The following is a 22,268-nucleotide window of genomic DNA, read 5'->3' on the forward strand; positions in this document are numbered from 1 at the left end:
TTACCTCTTTTATATTTTATTATCTAAAACCAAACCAGAGTTTGTCTAAAAACCCTGAAAAAATCAAAAAGCTAAAACAAACAACATGGAACGTTAAAACAACGGACATCACTTTTGTAAACCGATTGGATGGCAGTAAATCTGGATGTTTCTTTTTAAATCGAAGCCAAGCATCTGTTAAAATCATCACCGTAGCATGGAATAAGCCATAAACAATGTAATACCAAGTCTCACCATGCCAGATCCCCATGATTAGAAATAAGACAACATAACCTAAATTTGCGATGGCAATTCGACTTTTCAAAACCTTATGCTTAATCATGAAAAAAACAAAACGCATATAGATATAATCTCTGAACCAAAATGATAACGTCATGTGCCAACGATTCCAGAACTCTTTAATATTCCAAGATGCAAAGGGTTTGTTAAAGTTGATCGGCGTTTGGATACCCATGATGTAACTGATGCCAACAGCGAATAAAGAATAGCCGGCAAAGTCAAAGAACAAATACATACTATAAGCGTACATAACCCCAACTAAGGACCAGGATAAGCCCAAAACATTGCTATGGCCGTTAATTAAAGCAATTTTTTCAATATTTGGTAGCAGCAACGTGCCAAAGAAATAACCTAGAATGAATTTATATAAAAAGCCAATCATCACATAATGAACGCCTTTTTCTAACAGCTCTAAATATTTCTCTTTTGTAGGTACTCGATCATAATCCTTAATAAATCGGCGATAACGATCAATTGGCCCGGATGAAATGGTTGGGAAGAATAGTAAAAATTGTAAAAACTTCAAGATATTAAATTCTTTGATCATGCCATCTCGAGTTTCCATAATCATCCCGACAACTTTAAACGTTAAATAACTAATACCTAGAAATCCAAAAATTGAAGGATGCTGTGGATCAAACAACGGTGTAAATTTGACGACTACGAGGGGCGCAATACTTAAGATAACAGCTAAAACAAAAATGCTCGTTTTGTTTGCACCCTTGGGTCTTGTTCGATAACGGACATAACCCCAAGTCAGTAAAACTTCAAAAATTGTATAACCAATTAAAGCAATCCCTTGGCCTAACTTAGGTCCGTCAAAAATTAAAACTAAGAAACAAAAGGAAAATAAAGTTTCATACCAACGAAACCTTTTTTCGTACAACATCCCAATAATAATCGGGAGTAACCCAATCAATAAATACCCGAAATACATGGGATTTTCATAAGGCTGTAAATTGATCATGACTGATTAACCTCAGCCATCAGAGATTTGCGATCCACCTTACCATTTATGGTTAAAGGTAATTTATCTTGATAAACCAGCCGTTGTGGAATCATATACGGCATAACTGCCTGTCCCAGCGCCATTTTGATTGCTTTGGTCAACGTTAATTTATCAGTATAATCATTGGCATTCGGTACAATATAAGCGACAAGCTGGGTTACTTTATGCATATCGTTATAACAAGGTACCGTACTAGCCTGCTTTACTAAATCTAATTGCAACAAATTCTGATCAACATCTTCTAATTCAATCCGATAGCCGTGCATCTTCACTTGAAAATCCGTCCGACCTCGATAGAAAATCAAGCCCTGATCATCAATAAAACCTAAGTCCCCGGAATGATAAGCTTGTTGCGTATCAACTTGGAAGAAAGCTTTTTTTGTTTTTTCAGGATTATTTAGATAACCTTTGGAAACGCTAGGACCAGTGATAATCAGCTCACCGTTTTCACCAGTAGACAATGGTTGGCCAGTTTCATCGACCACATACATCTGCGTATCTGCTTTAGCCTTTCCAATTGGTAGACGGTCATATTTTTTTAACAACGCCGCTGTGATTTGCACACTAGTCACTGCAACCGTAGCTTCAGTTGGCCCATAAGTGTTGTAAATTTCAGCGTCCGGAAATTGTGCTTGTAACTTTGAAGCTGTTTTAACCGTCAATTCTTCACCACAGAACAAAAAGCGATTTAATGTGGGATAGTTCTTTTGATTAAAGTTTGGATCTAATAAACAAATTTCAATAAATGACGGTGTGGAAACCCATTCGTTTAATTTTAATTGCGGCAAAGTAGCGAATAATTGTTTAAAATTATCAGTCACTGCTTTGTCCAATGCGACTAAAGTGCCCCCTAGCGCTAAGGTTGGGTATAAATCCATCACCGATAAGTCAAAGGCATATGACGCCTGGGATAATGCCCGAATGCCTTCATAGAGATTAAAATCAGCTAACATCCAATTCACAAAGCTCAATAAATTATTGTGGCTAATTTGAACCCCTTTTGGGACACCGGTCGTTCCAGAGGTGAAGATAATATAAAAATTAGCATCACCGGTTACACTTTGCTGCCGATCATAAGTCAAACTGCCTTGATTTCTAACTTGTTTTAACGCTTGTTGCTTAATAATTTGCGGCCCATCTAATTCCAATGGTAAATCCACAACTTCCAAAACAGCTGCGGGATGCGCCACCTCGTTAATTTGTACAAGGCGTTCTTTAGGTGAGTGACTGTCCACTGGAATATAGGCATGCCCAGCTTTAACCGCACCTAAAAATGTAACGACAGTTTCAAACGTCTGATTACCATAAACAACAACCGGTGCCCGCTGTCTTAAATTCTGTGCCTGTAAGAAAGCCGCTACACGATCAGATTCGATTTTTAACTGTGCATAAGTATAAGTTTGAAGACCATCTTGATAACAGATACGTTGTGGATAACGTTCGGCCACACGATCAATTTGTGTCATGATATTAGAAATAGTCATCGTTTTGCGCTCCTTTAAAATTCATTGTAGATAAAGCCGCTATTATTGATACCGCTATAACTGTATAAGTACATCAATACAACTAAGATGCCAAAATAAAGTAATGTTCTTAGCCAAAAACGTGCGCCATCTTTATGTTTAAAATTCTGCCACTTCTCGTGCACGGTACTCACCTCCAGTTGATTGATTGCTTTGATTTACAATTTATTATAGTCAGCACCATCTTAAATACCATGTACAAAATCTTCACATCAATCTTACAAAATGGTAAGCCGATCAATGCTTTGCTACGACCGGTATCTAATCATTTTTAGGCAAAAAAATAAGCCCTTAGTAAACTTAAAATTTACTAAGGGCTCATATTTTGATGCGCTCTATCTTAATCCGTATATTTACCTAAAGTTGCTTCAAGCTGTTCTTTAGATTGGTAACCTACTAATTTTTCAACGACTGCGCCGTCTTTTTTTACGATTAGTGTTGGAATTGCCATAATGCCAAATTGTTGTGGTGTCGCTGGATTTGCATCAACATCCATTTTTGTAAATTTAACATCATCATTTTCTTCAGCCAATTTTTCAATCACTGGAGATTGCATCCGACAAGGGCCACACCAAGTTGCCCAGAAGTCTGTTAAAACAACACCACTTCCTGTTTCGGTTTCAAAATTCTGATCTGTTATTTCTTGAACCATTAATTGACACCTCCATATATCTATAGTCACATTTTACCAAAAACAAGCTTGATTGCAACAATTTTTTCTTACAAAAAATTAGTGAATTAAAAAGTGACAATGGTTGCCCCGTTACCACCAGCAGATGCCGGCGCATAACTAAATTTCTTAATTCGCCGATTATTCTTCAAATATTCTTGAACACCCGTCCGGATCGCACCGGTGCCTTTCCCATGAACAATCGTAACTTGTTGATAACCTGCTAATAAAGCAGCATCAATATATTGATCCAAGTCCGCCATCGCCTCATCATAACGTTTGCCTCGCAAATCTAATTGCGTTGACACATGACTGCCACTACTAGACAATGTCGCAAATTGCCGAGTTGGCGCTTGTTTTTCAGAAGCAGCTACTTTTTGCAATTGATCCGTGGCAATTTTCATTTTCAAAATACCCATTTGAACTTGCCATTCATGCTCATTAACTTTTTCCAATAGCGTCCCTTGTGTCCCATAAGATAGTACTTTAACATCATCCCCAGGTTTTAAAACTTGTTTCCGTTTTTCTCGACGTAAAACTTTATTCTGTTTTAAAGTCGGTTCTTGATGTAAGTTCTTCAACTTCGTATTTGCGGCAATTAATTGATCTTCTTTAACCGTGTTCGCACCATTAAGCTGCATCTGCCGCAGATCATTAATGATTTTATCCGCTTTTTCTTGCGCCTTTGCCACAATCGCATTGGCTTTTTCTTTCGCCGCATTTTCTTGGTTCTCTCTAGCGACAAAGAAATCATGATAAGCCGATTCCAAATCATCATGTAACTGCTGGGCTTCTTTGAGCTGCTGACTCAAATCTAGATATTCTGTTTCCGCAGCCTTACGCTGACTTTCTAAATCTGAAATCATGTTATTCAAATCTTGGCTTTCAGCATTCAGCAATGTTTTAGCGCTGGTCACAATGCTTTCCGGCATCCCTAGACGACTAGAAATATCAAAGGCATTACTCCGGCCAGGTACCCCAATCATCAAGCGATAAGTCGGCTGCAACGTAGCGACATCAAATTCCATACTGGCATTAACCGTTTTGGGCCGTTCATAACCATAAACCTTTAATTCTGGATAATGGGTAGAAGCCACCACATAACAGCCTACAGTCCCTAAATGATCCAAAATAGCAATGGCCAGCGATGCCCCTTCTTGAGGATCTGTACCAGCACCTAATTCATCTAACAAAACTAATCCTTTATCATCAACTTGCCGCAAAATAGAAATAATATTTTCCATATGTGCTGAAAAAGTACTTAAATTTTGTTCGATAGACTGTTCATCCCCGATATCCGCGAAGATATTTGAGAAAACACCAACTTGGCTTTCTTCTTCAGCTGGGATAAACAACCCTGATTGCGCCATTAATTGAATAAGGCCTAATGTTTTTAAGGTGATCGTCTTCCCACCGGTATTGGGCCCGGTTACGACGATACACTGGAAGTCTTTACCAATGTAAATATCATTGGGGACAACTTTTTCCGGTGCAATTAACGGATGCCGTGCTTTTTTTAAATCAACTTCGTTTTCCGCATTCAGCACCGGACGCGTTGCTTTCATATCATTAGCAAACCGGGCTTTGGCATTCATAAAGTCTAAATGCGCCAAAATTTCGCCATTAGCTCCTAATTCTCTTAAATAAGGCATTAATGCTTCTGATAATTCTGCTAGAACCCGTTGGACTTCTTGAGCCTCTGCCATTTGCTGCTGCCGCAGACGGTTATTTAAGTCCATTACACTTTGTGGTTCCACGTAAACCGTTTGGCCACTGGCACTTTGGTCGTGGATTACCCCACCAAACTGGCCACGGTATTCAGAACGGACTGGAATGACGTAGCGATCATCACGGATCGTTACCACGGGTTCACTCAAATACTTACTTTGGCTGCCTCGTGTGTAATTATCCATTTTGCTACGAATTTGATCGGACAGCTGATGAATACCCCCTCGAATTGACTTTAAAGTCGTTGAAGCTTCATCTAAAACTGCCCCGCCTTCATCAATGGAGCGTCTTAACGTTTGCGATAATTGCGGTAATAATGTTAATTCTGCCACAATTTCATAGGCATATTGCAACGCCACTTCATCATCTTGTAAATCTTCAAAAAAACGATGGATGGCTGTGGTTGTCCGTAAAAGCCGGCTAATATCCGCTAATTCCCGGCCATTTAAACTGGCACCAATCTGTAATCTTTTTAAATGCGGTCCAATATTTTCTAAACTACCTAGGGGAATACCCCCCTTTAACCGATAGATTTGCGCCCCATCATCAGTTTCAGCAATCTGCTGCTGTACTGTTTGGAAATCTGTACTGGGTTGTAAATTAATAATCTGCTGTTGCCCTAAAGCAGTCTCTGCATAATTTTTTAATTGTTCTGTAATTGCTCTAAATTCTAAGGTTTCTAAAATTTTCTGGTTCATAAAAACTCCTTTTCAAAACCGGATAATTCAACTTAAAAAAGAGGCCACAAACAAAACCGCGGTTTTGCCCCGACCCCTCAAACTAAATTTATTTATCAGCATCTAAGCTGCTACAATCCACCAATGGGTGATCAAATGTGTTAAAACTGGAGAATAACGTACCATTGACACCGCAGCCCACGATTGGCCTAAAACGCTTTGTAAGCTATCGATTGGAATCAAAGCAACTAAATATAAGAGTAAAAAGACGGCGACATAATTGGTCAAAAAGGCTAGCACAATTCCGCCGATAACACTTACGGAATAGTTCATTGGATAAAATGCCCAGTGGGCCACAAAAATACCAGCAAATTTCATAATCAGCCAGCCGATAAATAAAATGAACACAAAGGCAAAACCAGCATAAAATGCTGTATCCAATTTTAAGCCTAAATTAGAATCAAAAAACGCAAATTGACTATTTGTTGTTGCCGAAGGATAAGGTACTAATAGTGTTAAATTTTTCCCGAGATTTTTATACACTAAATAAGCAATCCCAAAAAACACGAGATAACCAAGTGTAAAGAACAACTGTAAAACTAACCCTCTTCTAGCGCCTATATACATACCATAAGCTAAAATCAAAATAATTAAAAAGCTTAACATACTCTTTCCTTCACCAACTATAGACTATTCGTCAGATTTTTGATTCTTTTGGTTTTTTAAGTCGAATAGTTCTTTCTCATATTTAATTTGATCTGATATAGCATTAAAAGCTAATAAAATTGCAGCATCTTGCTTAGAAATGCTAGGAGACAGCTTTTGAATCTCAGCCAGCTGTGTATTTAGCATTTGCGTCACAGCAGCCATGTGTCCCTCGCTGCCTGGGCCTATGATGACATAGGTCTTGCCGTCAATCTCAGCTTTATAGCGACGTTTTTCCTCGTTCATGAGGACTCTCCTTTAAACACGAACAGATTAGAAATAATTTTAACATAAATTCCAAAATTAGAAAAAGAAACCAGTTCGTTTATTAAATTCTTGATTAATAGTCAGCTCCATCATCATCGATGAATGTATTTAACACTTCTTCAACCATTGCCCATTCAGCATCATCTTCAATTGGGTAAAGATCCCCTTGGCCCACATCCCCTTTAGGATCTGGTTTGAATGAAAATGCTTGGACTTCTACTTCTTCATCCTCATCCGTACTTGCTGGATATAATAAGACATAGGACTTACCATAGTCTTCTGAGTCAAAAGTGAATAAAATTTGATAAAGTTCTTCATTGCCTTTATCGTCTACAAGCGTAATAAATTGGTCGTCCATATTTGCCGCATAGTTCTCATTATCTTTATGATCGCTCATGTGTTTGCCTCCATCATAGCCAGTTGGCCAAATTGAAAATAGATTAATGTAATAAGTCGATTAATTTACCTTTTGCATCTAAATAGTTTTGTAAAATCATTACTGCAGCTAGTTTATCAATAACCTGTTTGCGTTTTTTTCGAGAAGTATCTGCTTCTTCAACCAACATGCGCGTTGCTTGTACGGTTGTCAGACGCTCATCAATGTAATCGATGGGCAGCCCAAATGCTTCCGTCAGTAGTGCCCCATATTCCTGCGCTTTTTCAGCTCTAGGTCCAATGGTGTTATTCATATTTTTTGGCAGTCCAACTACAAAACCACTGACATCGTGTGCTTTAACTAATTCTGCCACGCGGTCTAAGCCAAATTCGGCCTCATCTTCATTAATTGAGATAATTTCCACGCCCTGAGCAGTCCAGCCTAATAAATCTGAAACAGCGACCCCTACAGTCCGTGAACCAACATCTAAGCCCATTAATCGACTCATTTATTTTTCTCTAAATAATTACGTACTAATTCTTCAATAATTTCATCCCGTTCATGTTTGCGGATCAAATTACGGGCATCGTTATGCCGTGGAATATAAGCCGGATCTCCAGATAGCAAATACCCTACAATCTGATTAATCGGATTATATCCCTTTTCTTCTAGTGCTTGATAAACAGCTTCCAATGTTTCCTTGACATTCTTGTTGTTATTATCACCAAAATTAAAATGCATTGTCTCATCTAAAGAACTCATAACAACTTACCCCCACTTCGTATGCTCATTACAGCTAATTGTAACTGATTTGCGTTTAAATCACAATTTTAATCTGTAGCCCTACTTCTGGGCCAACCATTCTGAGGCTGCTTTCATTGCTTCAGGCAGTCCTTCTGGCTTCTTACCACCGGCTTGTGCCATATCTGGTCGACCGCCGCCGCCGCCATTTACAAACGGTGCAATCGTCTTAATTAGGTCCCCGGCTTTAATGCCTTTTTTAACAGCTCCATCTGCAACGGCCACAATCAAACTTACTTTACCATCATTGGCTGTACCTAAAACTAAAACGTCTGAAGCTTGTTTTTGTTTCCATTGATCGGCTAATTGCCGTAAAGCATTCATGCCGTCAACTTGTACTTCACCGGTAATGATTGTATGCGCGCCAGCTTGTTGACTTTCTTCAAAAATACTGCTGACTTGCTGTTGTGCAAATTTGGCTTTCAAACTTTCATTATCTTTATTAACCGTCCGTAATTGTTCTTGAAGTTGCTCAATCTTAGCCAAAACATCTTCTGTTTTAACAACTTTAAGACTTTGAGCAGCTTGTTTCAAAAGTGTTTGTTGATGATTCAAGTAATCGAAGGCATCGTTAGCTGTGACCGCTTCAATCCGACGGACACCTGCCCCTACAGCAGATTCAGACTTAATCTTGAATAGCCCAATTTCAGAAGTATTGCTAACGTGGGTCCCACCACATAACTCAATGGACCAATCACCTACATTAACGACACGCACGATATCACCATATTTTTCAGTAAATAAAGCAATTGCGCCCATCTTTTTAGCTTCATCAATCGTCGTTTCAACAGATTTTACTGGAATTTCTGCCCAGATTTTTTCATTAACTATTGCTTCAACTTGTTGTAACTGTTCTGCCGTCACTTGTCCGAGATTTGTAAAGTCAAACCGTAAATAATCTGGTTCTACTAAAGAACCGGCTTGGTGAGTATGAGCACCCAAAACTTCACGTAAAGCTTGATCCAGCAAATGCGTTGCTGTGTGATTGCGCCGGACATTACGTCTGAATTCAGCGTCCACTTGCAAACTATATTGTGTATCTTTATGCATTGGTGCCAAAACATCTACAAAATGCAACGGTTGCCCATTAGGTGCATGTTTTACATTCGTAACTTTAGCAACTAATTGGCCATCTTTAGTTTTGATAACCCCTTGATCCGCAACTTGACCACCCATTTCAGCATAAAATGGCGTTTCATCAAAGATCAATGTTGCCTTACCAGTGGCCACTTCATCAGCTAAATGGTCTTCGACAATAATATCTCGTAAAGTACTCTGATCATCAACAAGTTCTACATAACCCGTAAATTCACTCGGTTCTTTGATAGCCATTAACAATTCATTTTGTGAGCCCATGGATTGCACATCACCCCGAGCATTACGTGCACGTTCCTTTTGTTTTTGCATTTCAGCCTTAAAGCCATCTACGTCCACTTTCAAGCCTTCATCGTTGGCATATTCCACAGTCAAATCCAATGGAAAACCATACGTATCAAATAGTTTGAACGTATCTGCCCCATTTAATTGCTTTTCACCGCTGGCTTTGACACTATCGATCAAATTATTCAATAAGTCTAAACCATCTTTTAATGTTTCGTGGAAGCGTTCTTCTTCAGCTTTGATCACTTTAGCAATGTAGTCTTTTTGTTCTAAAACATCTGGATAATAGCTCTCCATGATCTTGCCAACAGTCGGTACTAGATCGTATAAAAAGGCATGATTAATTCCTAACTTTTGACCGTTTAATGATGCCCGACGAATTAGTCTTCTTAATACATAACCCCGACCTTCATTGGAAGGCATTGCCCCGTCACCGATGGCAAAAGTCACTGCCCGAGCGTGATCAGCGATAATCTTAAATGAAGTATCATCAGCTGTATTTTGACCATATTTTTTACCCGTACTCAAAGCTTCTGTTTGGTGAATCATTGGTAAGAATAAGTCGGTTTCAAAGTTAGTTGGTGCATCTTGAATAATTGAAACCATCCGTTCTAGCCCCATCCCCGTATCAATGTTCTTATGAGGTTGTTCCACATAAGTCCCATCAGGCAGATGATTAAATTCAGAAAAAACAATATTCCAAATTTCTAAATAACGTTCATTTTCACCACCAGGATAGTTTTCAGGATCATCGGCAGCTAAGTTGTCGTATTTTTCACCACGATCGTAAAAAATTTCAGAATCCGGGCCACTTGGACCTTCGCCGATATCCCAAAAGTTATCTTCGGCCTTTAAAATATGATCTTCAGGTACACCCACCACTTCATGCCAAATACGGTGTGCTTCTGTATCTTTAGGGTAAATTGTAATGTAAAGTTTTTCTGGTTCAAAATCAAACCATTTTGGACTCGTTAATAATTCCCAAGCCCATGGAATTGCACTTTCCTTAAAGTAATCACCTACTGAAAAGTTACCTAACATTTCAAAGAAAGTATGATGTCTGGCTGTTTTACCAACATTTTCAATATCATTAGTCCGAATACTCTTTTGAGCGTTGGTAATTCTTGGATTCTTAGGGATGACACTACCATCAAAATACTTCTTCAACGTTGCTACACCAGAGTTAATCCATAATAAAGTTGGATCATCTTTAGGAATTAGCGATGCACTTGGTTCAACATCATGCCCCTTACTTTTGAAGAAATCTAAAAACATTTGACGGGTTTCACCGCTAGTCAGTTGTTTCATAAAAAAAATTACCTCCGTTTTAATTTGTTTCAGGGTTAATTTACCCTAATCTTCAACATAAAAAGACACCTTTGCTGTTCAAGGACGCCTAAACGCGGTACCACCTTGATTGCAACGATGTCTTCGTTAGCCACTCAATTATCTATCTTATAAGTTTTATTTACTGAATTACAGCTAGGTAGCGATTAATTAGATCAGTCGAATTTTCTCAGTAACCATTCGTTCCTGTAAATGAGCGCTAATTAATCATGGCCTATTGATTTGCCTTTTTATTATAAGCAGACTGGAGCTTAAAGTCAATCTGGAAAAACAATATTGATAATTGGTCGATAAAACACTTGATCTGGTACAAATTGATCTAACGTTGTCTGCCCAAGATAATAAGGGCTAGCCGATAAACCAGTTTGTGTTTCTATCGGATCTGCACTGGCACCAACTAAGCTTTGATCCAGCAAAAATTCAGCTTGTGTCGGCGCCTTCACATAATTCAGCCCGAAATAAGTCGCCCCGTCTAATTGTGCTGACGTCGCTGCTTGACTGGTATCGCCCCAAGGAAAGTAAGTTTGCTGCTTAAACGTCCGCAAATATAAATAACTATAACGATCCGCAAGACCGAAGCCTTGGCGCGCTAGCTCTGACAAAAGTGTATCACCCGTTAAATCTAAACGGTTCACCGAAAATTGATAATCCGCTAAATTTGGCAATAAGCGCACTTGCCCCATCGCTGTTTCAAAAAATTTTGGCAACTCAAAGGTCAATGGATCGGCAGTTTTAGGCCGCTGCAATGCCGACAAAACTTTTTGAATATCTTGTTGTCGCCGCTTTTTAAAAAATAAATCACCTTGAAAAAATCCGGTTAACACATTCAAAACACCTTTAACCTGTTGCGTTAAATTGATCGGATTTTTAGCGACTAGCATTGGCGGGATAATGACCGTTTCACGGGTAACAAAACGTTGATCTGCTACTTTCGCTGCACTTGGTAACTGCTGTATTAACCGCCGTTTAGCCGGCAAATCAAGTCCCGTGATAAAATCTGAAATTCCCGGAATAAACACAAAATCAATGCCATTCACAAATGCTTGATAACTCTCAAATTGATAATTTTTAAATAGATATTGATAAGGTCGGATTTGATCAACACTCGCCAATGGGCTCACAAAATAACGGACCAATTGTTCAAATTGGTGCCGACGCTGCTGATCCGTTAATGTCAGCCATTGGGGCAACATTAAAGTTTCACCCAAGGCCATGACTTTAACCCCGTTTCTTTTGACGTTTTACCCGTCGCCGTTCTAATTTCCGTTTTTGGAATTCATCTTGGGCAATGGTCTCTTTGATTTTACGCTTGTAACCTGGTTTTTTCTTCCGTTTTGCCTTTTTAACATAGCCTCGAATCGTTGGATCTAAAGCAGTTTGTTTCTTTTTCCGGGTTTGTCGCCGATCCCGTTTAGGCGCTTGTACCAATTCACCATCTTCCAACCGGACTGGTTTAAATTGCACACCCATTTTTTCTAATTCGTCTATCATTGCTTCGTCGTCCGGACCGTATAAGGTTAATGCCGTGCCTGCAAGGCCATTGCGGCCAGTCCGACCAACACGATGAATGAAAAATTCTGAATCCGTTGGTAATTCAAAGTTGACAACTTCTGAAACACCTTCAATATCGATCCCGCGAGCCGCTAAATCTGTGGCCACAACATATTGATATTTTAAATTCTGAACTTCTCTCATAATACGTTTACGTTCTCTAGCTTGAATACCCCCGTGGATCCGAGCAATATTTAAGCCTTGTGCTTCTAAATAATAGAAGATTTCATCAACTTTTTCTTTAGTATTCGCAAAAATTAAAACTAAATAAGGTTCCCCTAAAGTGATTAATCGCTGCAATACTTGTTTTTTGTCTTTACCTTTAGTGAAATATAAATCATTTTCGATTGTCGCTGGAATCAGCGTCTTGGCCTTAATTTGTTCAAACAATGGGTTGTGTAAATATTTACGCAAGAAAGGTTGCAATTTTGGTGGGATCGTTGCAGAAAATACAAGCATTTGTAAATCATCTGGCATTTTACCGGCAATTTTATCTACATCATTTAAAAAGCCTAAATCTAATGTCATATCTGCTTCATCCACTACAAAAATTTGTGTTGTCTGAATTTGTAAATCCGCACTATTTACTAAGTCTAAAATACGACCTGGCGTGCCGATAACAATTTGCGGCTGCCGATGCTGTAACTTTTCGATTTGCCGTTTTTTATCTGTGCCCCCCACGTAGTTGGCCACATGGATATCCGGATTATAAGTCGCAATCAAATCCTCAAAAGTTTGCTGTAACTGTACGGCTAGTTCCCGACTAGGTGCGGTGATTACCGCTTGAACCGTTGCAGATTTTGCATTAATTTTTTCTAAAATAGGAATCAAAAAAGTATGTGTTTTGCCACTGCCGGTTTGCGATTGGCCAATCACATCTTTACCGCTCAAAACGGGTGGTAAGAGTTTTTCTTGAACAGAGGTTGGTGTTTGAAAACCAATTTTTTCTAGTGCCTGAATCATCTGTTCTGATAAATTAAATTGTTTAAAAGTTGCTGCCATTAATGTTTTCCCTCAATTTTCTTGTAATCTGCAACAAGACTTTGTAAACTTTCAAAAGCTTGCTGAATCTCAGCTTGATCTACTGCTTTAGCACCGCTGGCCAAGTCATGTCCGCCGCCATGATGGGCTTTGGCCAAACCATTGATCACTGGTCCTTTAGAACGTAAATGCAGCCGATAATGTCCGTCTGGTTGTTGAACTGCTAAAATCCAAGCTAAACAGCCTTTTAAATGGCCAGGTGTGGAAACAACTGCTTTAGCTTGTTCTTCAGTGATACCCATTTCTTGTAATACCGCCTGCGAGATAAGTACGCAGCCGCTGCCGTTGTCGCTCAACTGAATATTTTCATAAACAAAAGATTGTAGTTTAGCTTGAGGCAACGTAACTTCATTCATATGCTGACTTACTTGACTGTGGGCGAAATCATAAGTTACTAATTCCGCTGCAATCTTGAACGTTTCTGAAGATGTAGCTGGGTACAAAAAGCGGCCTGTATCGCCAACGATCCCCGCATAAAACTTGCGTGCTGCGTCATCTGTCAAATGTAATTTATCTGAACAAGCATTGACAAATGTGACCATAATTTCAGAACAGCTTGAAGCTTCAGCAGCCACATAAACAAGATCGCCATAATGATCTTCATCTGGATGATGATCTATTTTGATCAAGAAATCGCCTTGATCATAGCGTTGATCACTGATTCGTGGTGTATTTGCTGTATCACAAACAATGACTAAGGCGCCTTGGTAGACTGTATCCTCAATGTCATCCATCGTATCAATCCAATCCAAATCCCCAACATCGCCGCCAACTTGATAGATCTTTTTTTGTGGAAAAGCTGATCTTAAAACACTGGCTAAACCAGTCTGGGAACCAAGTGCATCTGGATCCGGACTTTGGTGGCGATGAATAATGATCGTCTCGTAGGCTTCGATCTTAGTAAGTATATCTTTGAAGATTGTCATAATGTCATTCCTTTCAATAGGCGCTTTAATCAGATTGTATAAAGAAATCAATAAGATCGTATTATACAACTTTATAAGTCATTATTGTAATTATATTTTGATTAACGGCGTTCCAATAATTGGCACATAACAATAGCCTTGGCCACCAAAGTATGGTTCACATACACACTGACATCCATTTTGGCAAAGCGACGACCGATATCTAAAATTAATGGTTCCACTGTTAATTTACTTTCTAATTGAATCAATTTCATATAATGCAAGTCCATTTGTTCAAAAACCGCATTCTTTTTGTAATGGGTATTTAATAACCGTTGACAGCTATCCACAACAATTTCGGATAAGACCCCAAAGGCAATTGTCCCTAAATTATTCACCAGCTGCGGCTGAACTTCAAATTGATAAGATTCCTTAACTTGGGCCAGCCCTTGTTCGGTAATATCCTTATCGTTATCTTGCAGACCGCCAATCATTTGATCATAGAATGTATCGGTCACTTGCGGCTGTCTAGGCGCCAGCTGCATTGTTTCCATGATATCTTTTCTAGAAACAATCCCTTGAAGTTGTAATTTATCATCAACGACTGGAATCATTTCCAAACTATTCCAAGTCATTAAATGCCCCGCACTAGCTGCACTGCTGCTTTTACGGACGACTAACGGTTCTTTTGTCATAATTTTTTCGATCGGTGTTTTATCCGATCGTTCCAAAATATCTTTGCCCGTAACAACCCCTAATAGCCGTTGCTGTTTATTCGTTACTGGGAACCGGGAATGGCCGCTTTTTTGGGTCAATTTAATATAATCACGGACCGTTTCCGTATTTAATAAGTATTCCGTTTGTGTCACTGGTTGATAAATATCCCCTACAGTGACAATTTCTTTTTTAATCAACTGATTGGTCAACACGCGGTTAATAATCGCGGCCACCGTAAACGTGTCGTAAGTTGTCCCTAACACTGGTAAAGCCAATTCTTCTGAAAGATCCATAATTGCCTGTGATGTTGAAAAGCCGCCGGTAATTAAAACCGCAGCCCCATTTTGTAAGGCTAAGCGCTGAGCATCTTCTCGATTCCCAATAATCATTAAAGATTTAGGCGTAATATAGCGTTCCATAGCCTCTAAGGTCATGGCCCCAATGACAAACTTATCTAATAGCTTATCTAAACCGTTCATCCCGCCATAGACTTCGCCATCAATCGCTTTTACGATCTCTCTAAAGGTCAAATTCTCAATTTTACCTTTTAACCGCTGCTCTATGCGCATCGTGCCTACCCGTTCAATGGTTGTCACTAAGCCTTTTGTTTCAGCGGCTTTAATTGCCCGATAAGCAGTGCCTTCACTGACGTTTAAGGCCTTGGCAATCGAACGAACCGAAATTTTACTGCCAATTGGTACGGATTCAATATAGTCTAAAATTTGTTCATGTTTTGTCGTCACTTTTCTAACCTCGATATTTTAATTGAATGATAAGGGCAAAATTATATTTTCATAATTCTTAGATAACAATGTGGTGACAGTAACCCCCAGTAATCGGATACCATCTGTTAACGTGCCATATTCTGTCCATAATTCTTTTGCCACTTTCAAAATCGCCGAGGCTGTAGAAATATATTCTTCCAGCGTCACTCGTTTTGTCGTTGTGACAAAATCTTTGTTACGCATCTTCAAAACAACCGTTTTTGCCTGCAGTCGTTTCTGCTGTAAAATCTGTGCAACTTCTTCAGAAAATTTTTGTAACTGTGTTTGAATAAAAGCTTCGTCATAGACCACCGGATTATACGTGCGTTCTTTACCAACAGATTTACGCCGCCGATCCGATTCTACTGGACGATCATCAACCCCTCGAACGCGGCGATAAAGCATATAGCCCATCTTACCGAATAATTGGATCAAATCATATTCCGAGTATTCATACAGATCCGCCCCTGTAAAAATGTTTAATTCATGCATCTTAGGAATCGTCTTTTTACCGACACCTTGAAATTTTTCGATGGGTAATCGTTTCAAAAAAAGTTCTGCTTGCTGTGGTAAAATGACGGTTCTGCCAAATGGTTTACGATAATCTGAAGCAAGTTTTGCCAAATATTTGTTATAGGAAATCCCCGTGGAACAAGTTAAATTCAGATTTTTGTAAATTTTACTTTGGATATATAAAGCACTGTCAATCGCCTGCTTAAACCCCAACTTATTAGACGTCACCTCTAAGTAAGCTTCATCTAAGGCTAGTGGCTCCACAACATCGGTCACTTCATGAAAAATCTCGTGCACTTCATCTGAAATTCGGTGATATGTGGCAAAATCTGGTGTTATAAAAACTGGATCGTGGCCCCGAACTAACTCATAAGCCTTTTGAGCCGCCATCGCTGAATGGACGCCATATTGTCGAGCCACATAATTTGCAGTCGTTACCACCCCTTTACCATGGGTTTTACGTGGATCATGGGAGATAATCAGCGGTTTGTGCCGCACGTCCGGATGGCGCTTCATCTCAATGGACGCATAAAAAGCGTCCATATCCACATGAATAATTTTGCGGTCGATATTGTTTAAAATTGGCATTTCAAATAACATTTTTTGAGACATTCAAACACCGTCCATCCTTTGTCTTAAGAACAGTAACAGAAGATATTTACATTATAACAAATAAAAAGCCGATATAATAGGATATATCAGCTTTTTTTAAAATTGTAGTAATACAGTTTATTCGTATAAAAATATCAGGTCAGACTTTTAAAATACGGCTTAACGTTTTGTCCGTGGCTCTGGATTATAGACCCAACTACGACCAGATTGTTTCAACAATTGATCCGCAGCTTCCGGACCATTCGTACCACTCTTGTAGTTTGGAAAATCTGTTGGTGCATTATTATCCCAATACTCACGGATGACATCAATAAAATGCCAAGTTGCTTCAAGTTCATGCCAGTGAGAGAAGTTCGTTGCCTCACCTTTGATAACGTCCAAAATCAAACGTTCATAAGCATCTAACACTTCTGCTAATTGTTCTGCAGAATGGTGATAGCTTAACTGATAACCAACAGGATCCGTAGTTAAACCAATCTTCTTACCGTTGATCAGTAATGAAATACCTTCTGTTGGTTCAATATCAATCGTAATGATCGTCTTATCCGCTGGTTTATCAAAGATTTGATCAGACGCTTTAAACACAATATCCACGCGGGTCTGTTTTTCAGGCATGCGTTTGCCGGTTCGGATATAAATCGGTACACCGCGCCATTGATCATTATCAATATTAATTTCACCAGCCACAAAAGTTTCCATTTTAGAATTAGGGTCTACTTTTGTTTCTGAACGATAAGCCGGTTCATGCTCTGGTATGTCACTAGAACCATATTGCCCACGAACGAATTTCTTAGCAACTTCTTTGATTGGATAAATTCGCAATGCTTCATAAAGTTTCTCTTTTTGTGCCCGCAAAGCTTCGGCGGTCAACTTTTCAGGTTTATCCAAAGTTAATAACGCCAAAATTTGGATGATATGATTTTGAACCATATCCCGTAAAGCACCGGTATGATCGTAATATTCAGCACGATCTTCAACACCTAAGGCTTCAAACAAAGTAATCTGAATATTATCAATGAATTTACGGTTCCAAACTTGTTCAAACATTGGGTTACTAAAACGAATTGGCAATAAGCCTAAAACCATTTCTTTACCAAGATAATGGTCAATTCGGTAAATTTGTTTTTCGTCAAAAGCCTTGCTGATAGAATCATTTAAAGCCTTTGCTGTTTCGTAATCCCGGCCAAATGGTTTTTCAATAATGATCCGGTTATAACCCGTATCCGACAACAGATTTTGTGATTTGATATGTTCTGCAATCGTTGAAAAGAACTCAGGCGCCATGGCCATGTAAAAAATGCGGTTCCCTTGTGTTTCATAAACTCGGTCTAAACTTTCACCAAGTTCACGTAATGTATCATAATGTTTTGAATCCGTAACATCATGGGATTGGTAATGAAAATGTTGGATAAAAGAGAATTTCTGATTAAAAGAACCGGGAAGTTCCTCTAAAGATTTTAAGACATTGTTACGATAGTATTCATTGGTCCACTCTCTTCTGGCGGTGCCAATTACCGTAAAATGATCTTTAATATAGCCTTTACGGTATAAATTAAATAATGCTGGATATAATTTACGGTGCGCTAAATCGCCTGAAGCACCAAAAATGTAAATCAATACACGGTTTTCTGATAAATCTTGCACGAAGAAACCTCCTTGATAATCGATAAATAAAACCCAGTATGTGCCTATTATATTCTAAAGCAAAATGAAAAATATGCAATACAAAAGGACCTTATCTCGATAGTTTATTTACAATTAACGCTATTGATACGTACCATTCAAAATCATAAATCGTCTGAAAATAGAGCTGTCATATTTGAACATCATGAAAATGAGTGTCCATTCAATAATCGTAGTAACTTAACAAAGAAGCTAGGACACAGTGTCCTAGCTTCTTTATATTTACTTACATAAAGTATATTCTTTTTGAAACTAATGTCAATTCCTAAAATGTTGATTTTGGACCAGCCCATTCATCTCGAATAATTTGGGCCATATCTGCAATCAATGGTTCCTTAGGATTGGTGATGGTGCAGTTATCTTCATAAGCTAATTCTGCCAATTTATCTGCAGCTGCTTCGACTTGCGCTTTTGTAACGCCTTGATCCTTCAAGGACATCTTCACATTCAAGCTTTCTGCTAAATCAGCAATCGCCGTGCATAAAGCATCTACAAGTTCCGCATCTGTATTGCCCTTCAAACCAACGTAACGTGCAATATCTGCATAATCTTTATCGGCTTTGAAGTACGTGTATTTAGCCCAAAGTGCCCGTTTTTCAGGTATGATGGAATTATATTTGATAACATGCGGCATTGTAATGGCAATGACCCGACCGTGAGGCAAGTGGAATTCCCCGCCTAGTTTGTGGGCAATAGAGTGATTAATCCCTAATAGGGCATTGGCAAAAGCCATCCCGGCCATTGTGGAAGCATCATGCATATTACTTCTAGCTTCTGTATCCCCATCGTAACTCTTCTTCAAGTCTTCAAAAACAATCTTGATAGCTTGTAAACTCAAACCACGCGTATAGTTGCTAGACATTACAGAAACATAACTTTCAATTGCATGACACAAAACATCTAAACCACTATCTGCCACTACAGCCTTTGGTACGGTTTGGATAAACTTACTATCCACAATCGCAACGTCTGGTGTCAAAGCATAATCTGCTAACGGATATTTAACGCCTGTATCGCTATCTGTAATTACTGCAAACGGTGTTACTTCCGAGCCAGTCCCAGAAGTTGTTGGCACACAGATCAATTTAACATCATCCAGTTTAGGGAACTTATAAGTCCGTTTACGGATATCCAAGAATTTTTGCTTTGCTTTAAAGAATGAAGAATCTGGTGCTTGATAGAACATCCACATGCCCTTAGCCGCATCCATTACAGAGCCCCCACCAATCGCAATAACGGTGTCTGGTTTAAAGGCATTCATCATCTTTTGTCCTTTGAACACGGTGTTTGAAGATGGATCAGGTTCAACATCTAAGAAAGATTCAAATTCTACAGGTTGTGCCCGATTCTTCAAGGCATCTTCTACAATTTTCACATAGCCTAATTTTTCCATGTCGTGATCGCCGACGATGAATACACGATTGATATCTTGCATCTTTTCAAGATAATTGATGGCATTTTTTTCAAAATAAATTTTTGGCGGTAATTTCACCCATTGTAAGTTATTCCGGCGTTTTGCCACTGTCTTAATATTCAATAGATCAACCGTCCCAACATTATGTGAAATAGAATTATGCCCGTATGAGCCACAGCCTAACGTTAATGAAGGAATCATATTGTTATAAAGATCCCCGATCCCACCGACTGAAGATGGTGAATTCACTAAAATCCGGCAAGCTTTCATGCGAATCCCAAACTCAATCATCAAATCATCATCATTTGTATGCAATACAGCAGAATGGCCTAAGCCGCCTAGATCCAACATTTCTTCACATAGACGGAAACCATCTTCTTTATCTTTTGCTTTTAATAAAGCTAGAACTGGTGATAATTTTTCACGGGATAATGGATAAGCATCCCCAACACCGTCAATTTCAGCAACTAAAACTTGCGTTGTTTTTGGAACATCTAATTTAGCTAATTTAGCAATTTCTAAGGCAGAATGACCAACAATTGCCCCGTTAACTGAATGTTTTTCAGGATCGATTACAACATCAGATAATTGTTTAATTTCTTCAGGTTTAACTAAGTAAGCCCCTTGTGCAATAAATTCATCTCTTACTTTTTGATAAATTGGTGCTTCAACGATTGCTGCTTGTTCAGAAGCACAGATCATCCCATTATCAAAAGATTTAGAAAGCATCATATCATTAACAGCTTGTTTGATGTTTGCTGTTTGTTCCACAAAGGCAGGTACATTACCGGCCCCAACGCCTAATGCGGGCTTCCCAGTAGAGTAAGCAGATTTAACCATGCCTGGACCCCCAGTTGCTAAAACTGTCGCAACATCGGGATGATTCATCAAATCTTTAGTTGCTTCGATACTTGGCTTTGGAATATAACTTAAAGCCCCCTCTGGTAACCCAGCAGCAACGGCCGCTTTTTTCACAACATCTAACGCCGCAGCGGAACAATTTTGTGCCCCGGGATGGAAAGCAAAGATGATTGGATTTCTTGTTTTAATAGCAATCATCGCTTTAAACATCGCCGTTGAAGTTGGATTGGTAACCGGTGTCACCCCGGCAATAATCCCAACAGGTTCTGCAATTTTGATGATATCTTTTTCCTTGTCGTCTTCGATAACACCGACAGTCTTGTCTCGCTTGATCGCATGCCAGATTTCTTCAGTGGCAAACATATTTTTGACTGCTTTATCTTCATAAACCCCACGACCAGTTTCATCAACTGCTAATTTGGCCAAATGCATGTGCTTGTTTAATCCGGCAATTGCCATTTCATGAACAATTCGGTCCACTTTCTCTTGATCAAAGCCCCGCATAATATCTAATGCAGTTTGCGCATCTTTAACTAAGTTGTCCACCATTGTTTCAGTGGTCATTGTTTCCTTCTTAGGTGTATTTTTCTTATCGCCAACATTTAGCATATAATGATACCTCCGTTTGGGTTTAATATCGTTAATTTCTTTGTTATTCATTTCACAATTAGTATCATACCTGATTCAAATTTCTTTGTAAAGTGATTTAGTGATTTTTTTCACACTTTTTAATTGTAAAAAATAAATAGACAATTAAATCCATTGATAGCTCTATATTCCAGTTATAGCAAGCATTTAACTTAGTTGTTTTTCTTATTTTCAATAAAAGGCCCGTACCTTTAAATCCTTATAATACCGTAGTTTGATCATTATCAAACGAAAATGAAAGCCCTTTACAAATGCACAAAATTCACAAAAAGAGCGATATTCAATTTGAAATAATCGAATATCGCTCTTTTATGCACATCAGCCAATTTTTAAGAAATTGGCTTATTTATCAGTTTTATCTTCAGTGTCTTCTGCTTTTTCAGTTGAATCTGTTTTTGCATCTTCAGTTTCAGCTTCTACTTCTTTAGCTTCTGCTTTTTCAGTAATGCCAGGGACAGCAGCTGTACCAACTGGTTTAACATCACGGATAGCGCCTAAATTAAAGGTTAAATAAATGCCATCACTGTCAATAACAACTGTTTGAGCTTCATTATCAATAGAATCAATTGTGCCGTGTAAACCGCCAATCGTCACAATATTATCGCCTTTTTTCATTTGACTAAACATATCTTGACGTTTCTTTTGTTGTTTCTTTTGTGGTCGAATCATACTAAAGTACATCACAACACCCATGACCACTAAGATCAGAATGAAAGACATATTACTGCTTGCTGCAAGAAAATTCACTTTCAAAACACCCCATTTTATTTAATTAGTTCAATTTTAGCAAAAATTCA

The 22,268-nt window shown here is 38.7% G+C and carries 19 protein-coding genes; all 19 read right to left on the reverse strand.

What is annotated here, in order from left to right; translation table 11 throughout:
* Nucleotides 1-19 precede the first annotated feature (19 nt).
* The gene (dltB, locus tag EKM93_RS05155) at nt 20-1,246 is read right to left on the reverse strand and encodes a D-alanyl-lipoteichoic acid biosynthesis protein DltB (RefSeq protein ID WP_125713745.1); all 1,227 of its coding nucleotides are present in this window, start codon (nt 1,244-1,246) and stop codon (nt 20-22) included.
* Nucleotides 1,243-2,772, reverse strand: coding sequence for a D-alanine--poly(phosphoribitol) ligase subunit DltA (gene dltA, locus EKM93_RS05160; protein WP_125713748.1), 1,530 nt, complete (start codon nt 2,770-2,772; stop codon nt 1,243-1,245). The genes dltB and dltA overlap by 4 nt, the downstream gene beginning before the upstream one ends.
* A gap of 14 nt (nt 2,773-2,786) precedes the next feature.
* Nucleotides 2,787-2,936, reverse strand: a complete 150-nt coding sequence (locus tag EKM93_RS05165; RefSeq protein ID WP_125713750.1) for a teichoic acid D-Ala incorporation-associated protein DltX — start codon at nt 2,934-2,936, stop codon at nt 2,787-2,789.
* Between the two features lie 215 nt (nt 2,937-3,151).
* A complete protein-coding gene (gene trxA / locus EKM93_RS05170; protein WP_125713752.1) occupies nt 3,152-3,463 on the reverse strand; it encodes a thioredoxin in 312 nt (103 codons plus the stop codon).
* 86 nt (nt 3,464-3,549) lie between these two features.
* Complete coding sequence (locus EKM93_RS05175) at nt 3,550-5,907, reverse strand: endonuclease MutS2 (RefSeq protein ID WP_125713754.1); 2,358 nt, start codon at nt 5,905-5,907, stop codon at nt 3,550-3,552.
* 102 nt (nt 5,908-6,009) lie between these two features.
* Complete coding sequence (locus EKM93_RS05180; protein ID WP_125713756.1) at nt 6,010-6,552, reverse strand: CvpA family protein; 543 nt, start codon at nt 6,550-6,552, stop codon at nt 6,010-6,012.
* A 24-nt stretch (nt 6,553-6,576) separates the two neighbouring features.
* Nucleotides 6,577-6,837, reverse strand: coding sequence for a cell division protein ZapA (locus EKM93_RS05185; protein ID WP_125713758.1), 261 nt, complete (start codon nt 6,835-6,837; stop codon nt 6,577-6,579).
* Nucleotides 6,838-6,931: 94 nt separating this feature from the next.
* Nucleotides 6,932-7,255: a DUF1292 domain-containing protein gene (locus EKM93_RS05190; protein WP_125713760.1), complete on the reverse strand. Its 324-nt coding sequence runs from the start codon at nt 7,253-7,255 to the stop codon at nt 6,932-6,934.
* A gap of 43 nt (nt 7,256-7,298) precedes the next feature.
* Nucleotides 7,299-7,742 (reverse strand): Holliday junction resolvase RuvX, encoded by a 444-nt coding sequence (gene ruvX / locus EKM93_RS05195; RefSeq protein ID WP_164506995.1) that lies wholly within the window; start codon nt 7,740-7,742, stop codon nt 7,299-7,301.
* Nucleotides 7,739-7,996, reverse strand: a complete 258-nt coding sequence (locus EKM93_RS05200) for an IreB family regulatory phosphoprotein (RefSeq protein ID WP_125713762.1) — start codon at nt 7,994-7,996, stop codon at nt 7,739-7,741. The genes ruvX and EKM93_RS05200 overlap by 4 nt, the downstream gene beginning before the upstream one ends.
* Before the next feature lie 81 nt (nt 7,997-8,077).
* The gene (gene alaS / locus EKM93_RS05205) at nt 8,078-10,723 is read right to left on the reverse strand and encodes an alanine--tRNA ligase (protein WP_125713764.1); all 2,646 of its coding nucleotides are present in this window, start codon (nt 10,721-10,723) and stop codon (nt 8,078-8,080) included.
* A gap of 296 nt (nt 10,724-11,019) precedes the next feature.
* Nucleotides 11,020-11,976 carry a hypothetical protein gene (locus EKM93_RS05210; protein ID WP_125713766.1) on the reverse strand — a complete coding sequence of 319 codons (957 nt, stop codon included), beginning with the start codon at nt 11,974-11,976 and terminating at the stop codon, nt 11,020-11,022.
* Nucleotides 11,977-11,980: 4 nt separating this feature from the next.
* The gene (locus tag EKM93_RS05215; RefSeq protein WP_125713768.1) at nt 11,981-13,315 is read right to left on the reverse strand and encodes a DEAD/DEAH box helicase; all 1,335 of its coding nucleotides are present in this window, start codon (nt 13,313-13,315) and stop codon (nt 11,981-11,983) included.
* Entirely contained in the window at nt 13,315-14,280 is a 966-nt protein-coding gene (locus EKM93_RS05220) for a DHH family phosphoesterase (protein ID WP_125713770.1), read from the reverse strand. Before EKM93_RS05220 ends, EKM93_RS05215 begins: the two co-directional genes overlap by 1 nt.
* Nucleotides 14,281-14,381: 101 nt before the next feature.
* Complete coding sequence (locus EKM93_RS05225; protein WP_125713772.1) at nt 14,382-15,719, reverse strand: DRTGG domain-containing protein; 1,338 nt, start codon at nt 15,717-15,719, stop codon at nt 14,382-14,384.
* A gap of 18 nt (nt 15,720-15,737) precedes the next feature.
* A complete protein-coding gene (gene dinB, locus EKM93_RS05230) occupies nt 15,738-16,865 on the reverse strand; it encodes a DNA polymerase IV (RefSeq protein WP_125713774.1) in 1,128 nt (375 codons plus the stop codon).
* Nucleotides 16,866-17,024: 159 nt separating this feature from the next.
* Entirely contained in the window at nt 17,025-18,509 is a 1,485-nt protein-coding gene (zwf, locus tag EKM93_RS05235; protein WP_125713776.1) for a glucose-6-phosphate dehydrogenase, read from the reverse strand.
* 304 nt (nt 18,510-18,813) lie between these two features.
* Nucleotides 18,814-21,432, reverse strand: coding sequence for a bifunctional acetaldehyde-CoA/alcohol dehydrogenase (gene adhE / locus EKM93_RS05240; protein ID WP_125713778.1), 2,619 nt, complete (start codon nt 21,430-21,432; stop codon nt 18,814-18,816).
* Nucleotides 21,433-21,813: 381 nt separating this feature from the next.
* Nucleotides 21,814-22,191, reverse strand: a complete 378-nt coding sequence (gene yajC / locus EKM93_RS05245; RefSeq protein WP_125713780.1) for a preprotein translocase subunit YajC — start codon at nt 22,189-22,191, stop codon at nt 21,814-21,816.
* Between the last annotated feature and the right edge of the window lie 77 nt (nt 22,192-22,268).

The sequence above is a fragment of the Agrilactobacillus yilanensis genome (assembly GCF_003946725.1).
Classification (GTDB): domain Bacteria; phylum Bacillota; class Bacilli; order Lactobacillales; family Lactobacillaceae; genus Agrilactobacillus; species Agrilactobacillus yilanensis.

Excerpts from the sequence above, each read along its gene's own strand:
- dltB (WP_125713745.1), bottom strand. The coding sequence starts at position 1,246 with ATGATCAATTTACAGCCTTATGAAAATCCCATGTATTTCGGGTATTTA.
- dltA (WP_125713748.1), bottom strand. The coding sequence starts at position 2,772 with ATGACTATTTCTAATATCATGACACAAATTGATCGTGTGGCCGAACGT.
- trxA (WP_125713752.1), bottom strand. The coding sequence starts at position 3,463 with ATGGTTCAAGAAATAACAGATCAGAATTTTGAAACCGAAACAGGAAGT.
- EKM93_RS05175 (WP_125713754.1), bottom strand. The coding sequence starts at position 5,907 with ATGAACCAGAAAATTTTAGAAACCTTAGAATTTAGAGCAATTACAGAA.
- EKM93_RS05180 (WP_125713756.1), bottom strand. The coding sequence starts at position 6,552 with ATGTTAAGCTTTTTAATTATTTTGATTTTAGCTTATGGTATGTATATA.
- EKM93_RS05185 (WP_125713758.1), bottom strand. The coding sequence starts at position 6,837 with ATGAACGAGGAAAAACGTCGCTATAAAGCTGAGATTGACGGCAAGACC.
- EKM93_RS05190 (WP_125713760.1), bottom strand. The coding sequence starts at position 7,255 with ATGAGCGATCATAAAGATAATGAGAACTATGCGGCAAATATGGACGAC.
- ruvX (WP_164506995.1), bottom strand. The coding sequence starts at position 7,742 with ATGAGTCGATTAATGGGCTTAGATGTTGGTTCACGGACTGTAGGGGTC.
- EKM93_RS05200 (WP_125713762.1), bottom strand. The coding sequence starts at position 7,996 with ATGAGTTCTTTAGATGAGACAATGCATTTTAATTTTGGTGATAATAAC.
- alaS (WP_125713764.1), bottom strand. The coding sequence starts at position 10,723 with ATGAAACAACTGACTAGCGGTGAAACCCGTCAAATGTTTTTAGATTTC.
- EKM93_RS05210 (WP_125713766.1), bottom strand. The coding sequence starts at position 11,976 with ATGGCCTTGGGTGAAACTTTAATGTTGCCCCAATGGCTGACATTAACG.
- EKM93_RS05215 (WP_125713768.1), bottom strand. The coding sequence starts at position 13,315 with ATGGCAGCAACTTTTAAACAATTTAATTTATCAGAACAGATGATTCAG.
- EKM93_RS05220 (WP_125713770.1), bottom strand. The coding sequence starts at position 14,280 with ATGACAATCTTCAAAGATATACTTACTAAGATCGAAGCCTACGAGACG.
- dinB (WP_125713774.1), bottom strand. The coding sequence starts at position 16,865 with ATGTCTCAAAAAATGTTATTTGAAATGCCAATTTTAAACAATATCGAC.
- adhE (WP_125713778.1), bottom strand. The coding sequence starts at position 21,432 with ATGCTAAATGTTGGCGATAAGAAAAATACACCTAAGAAGGAAACAATG.
- yajC (WP_125713780.1), bottom strand. The coding sequence starts at position 22,191 with ATGTCTTTCATTCTGATCTTAGTGGTCATGGGTGTTGTGATGTACTTT.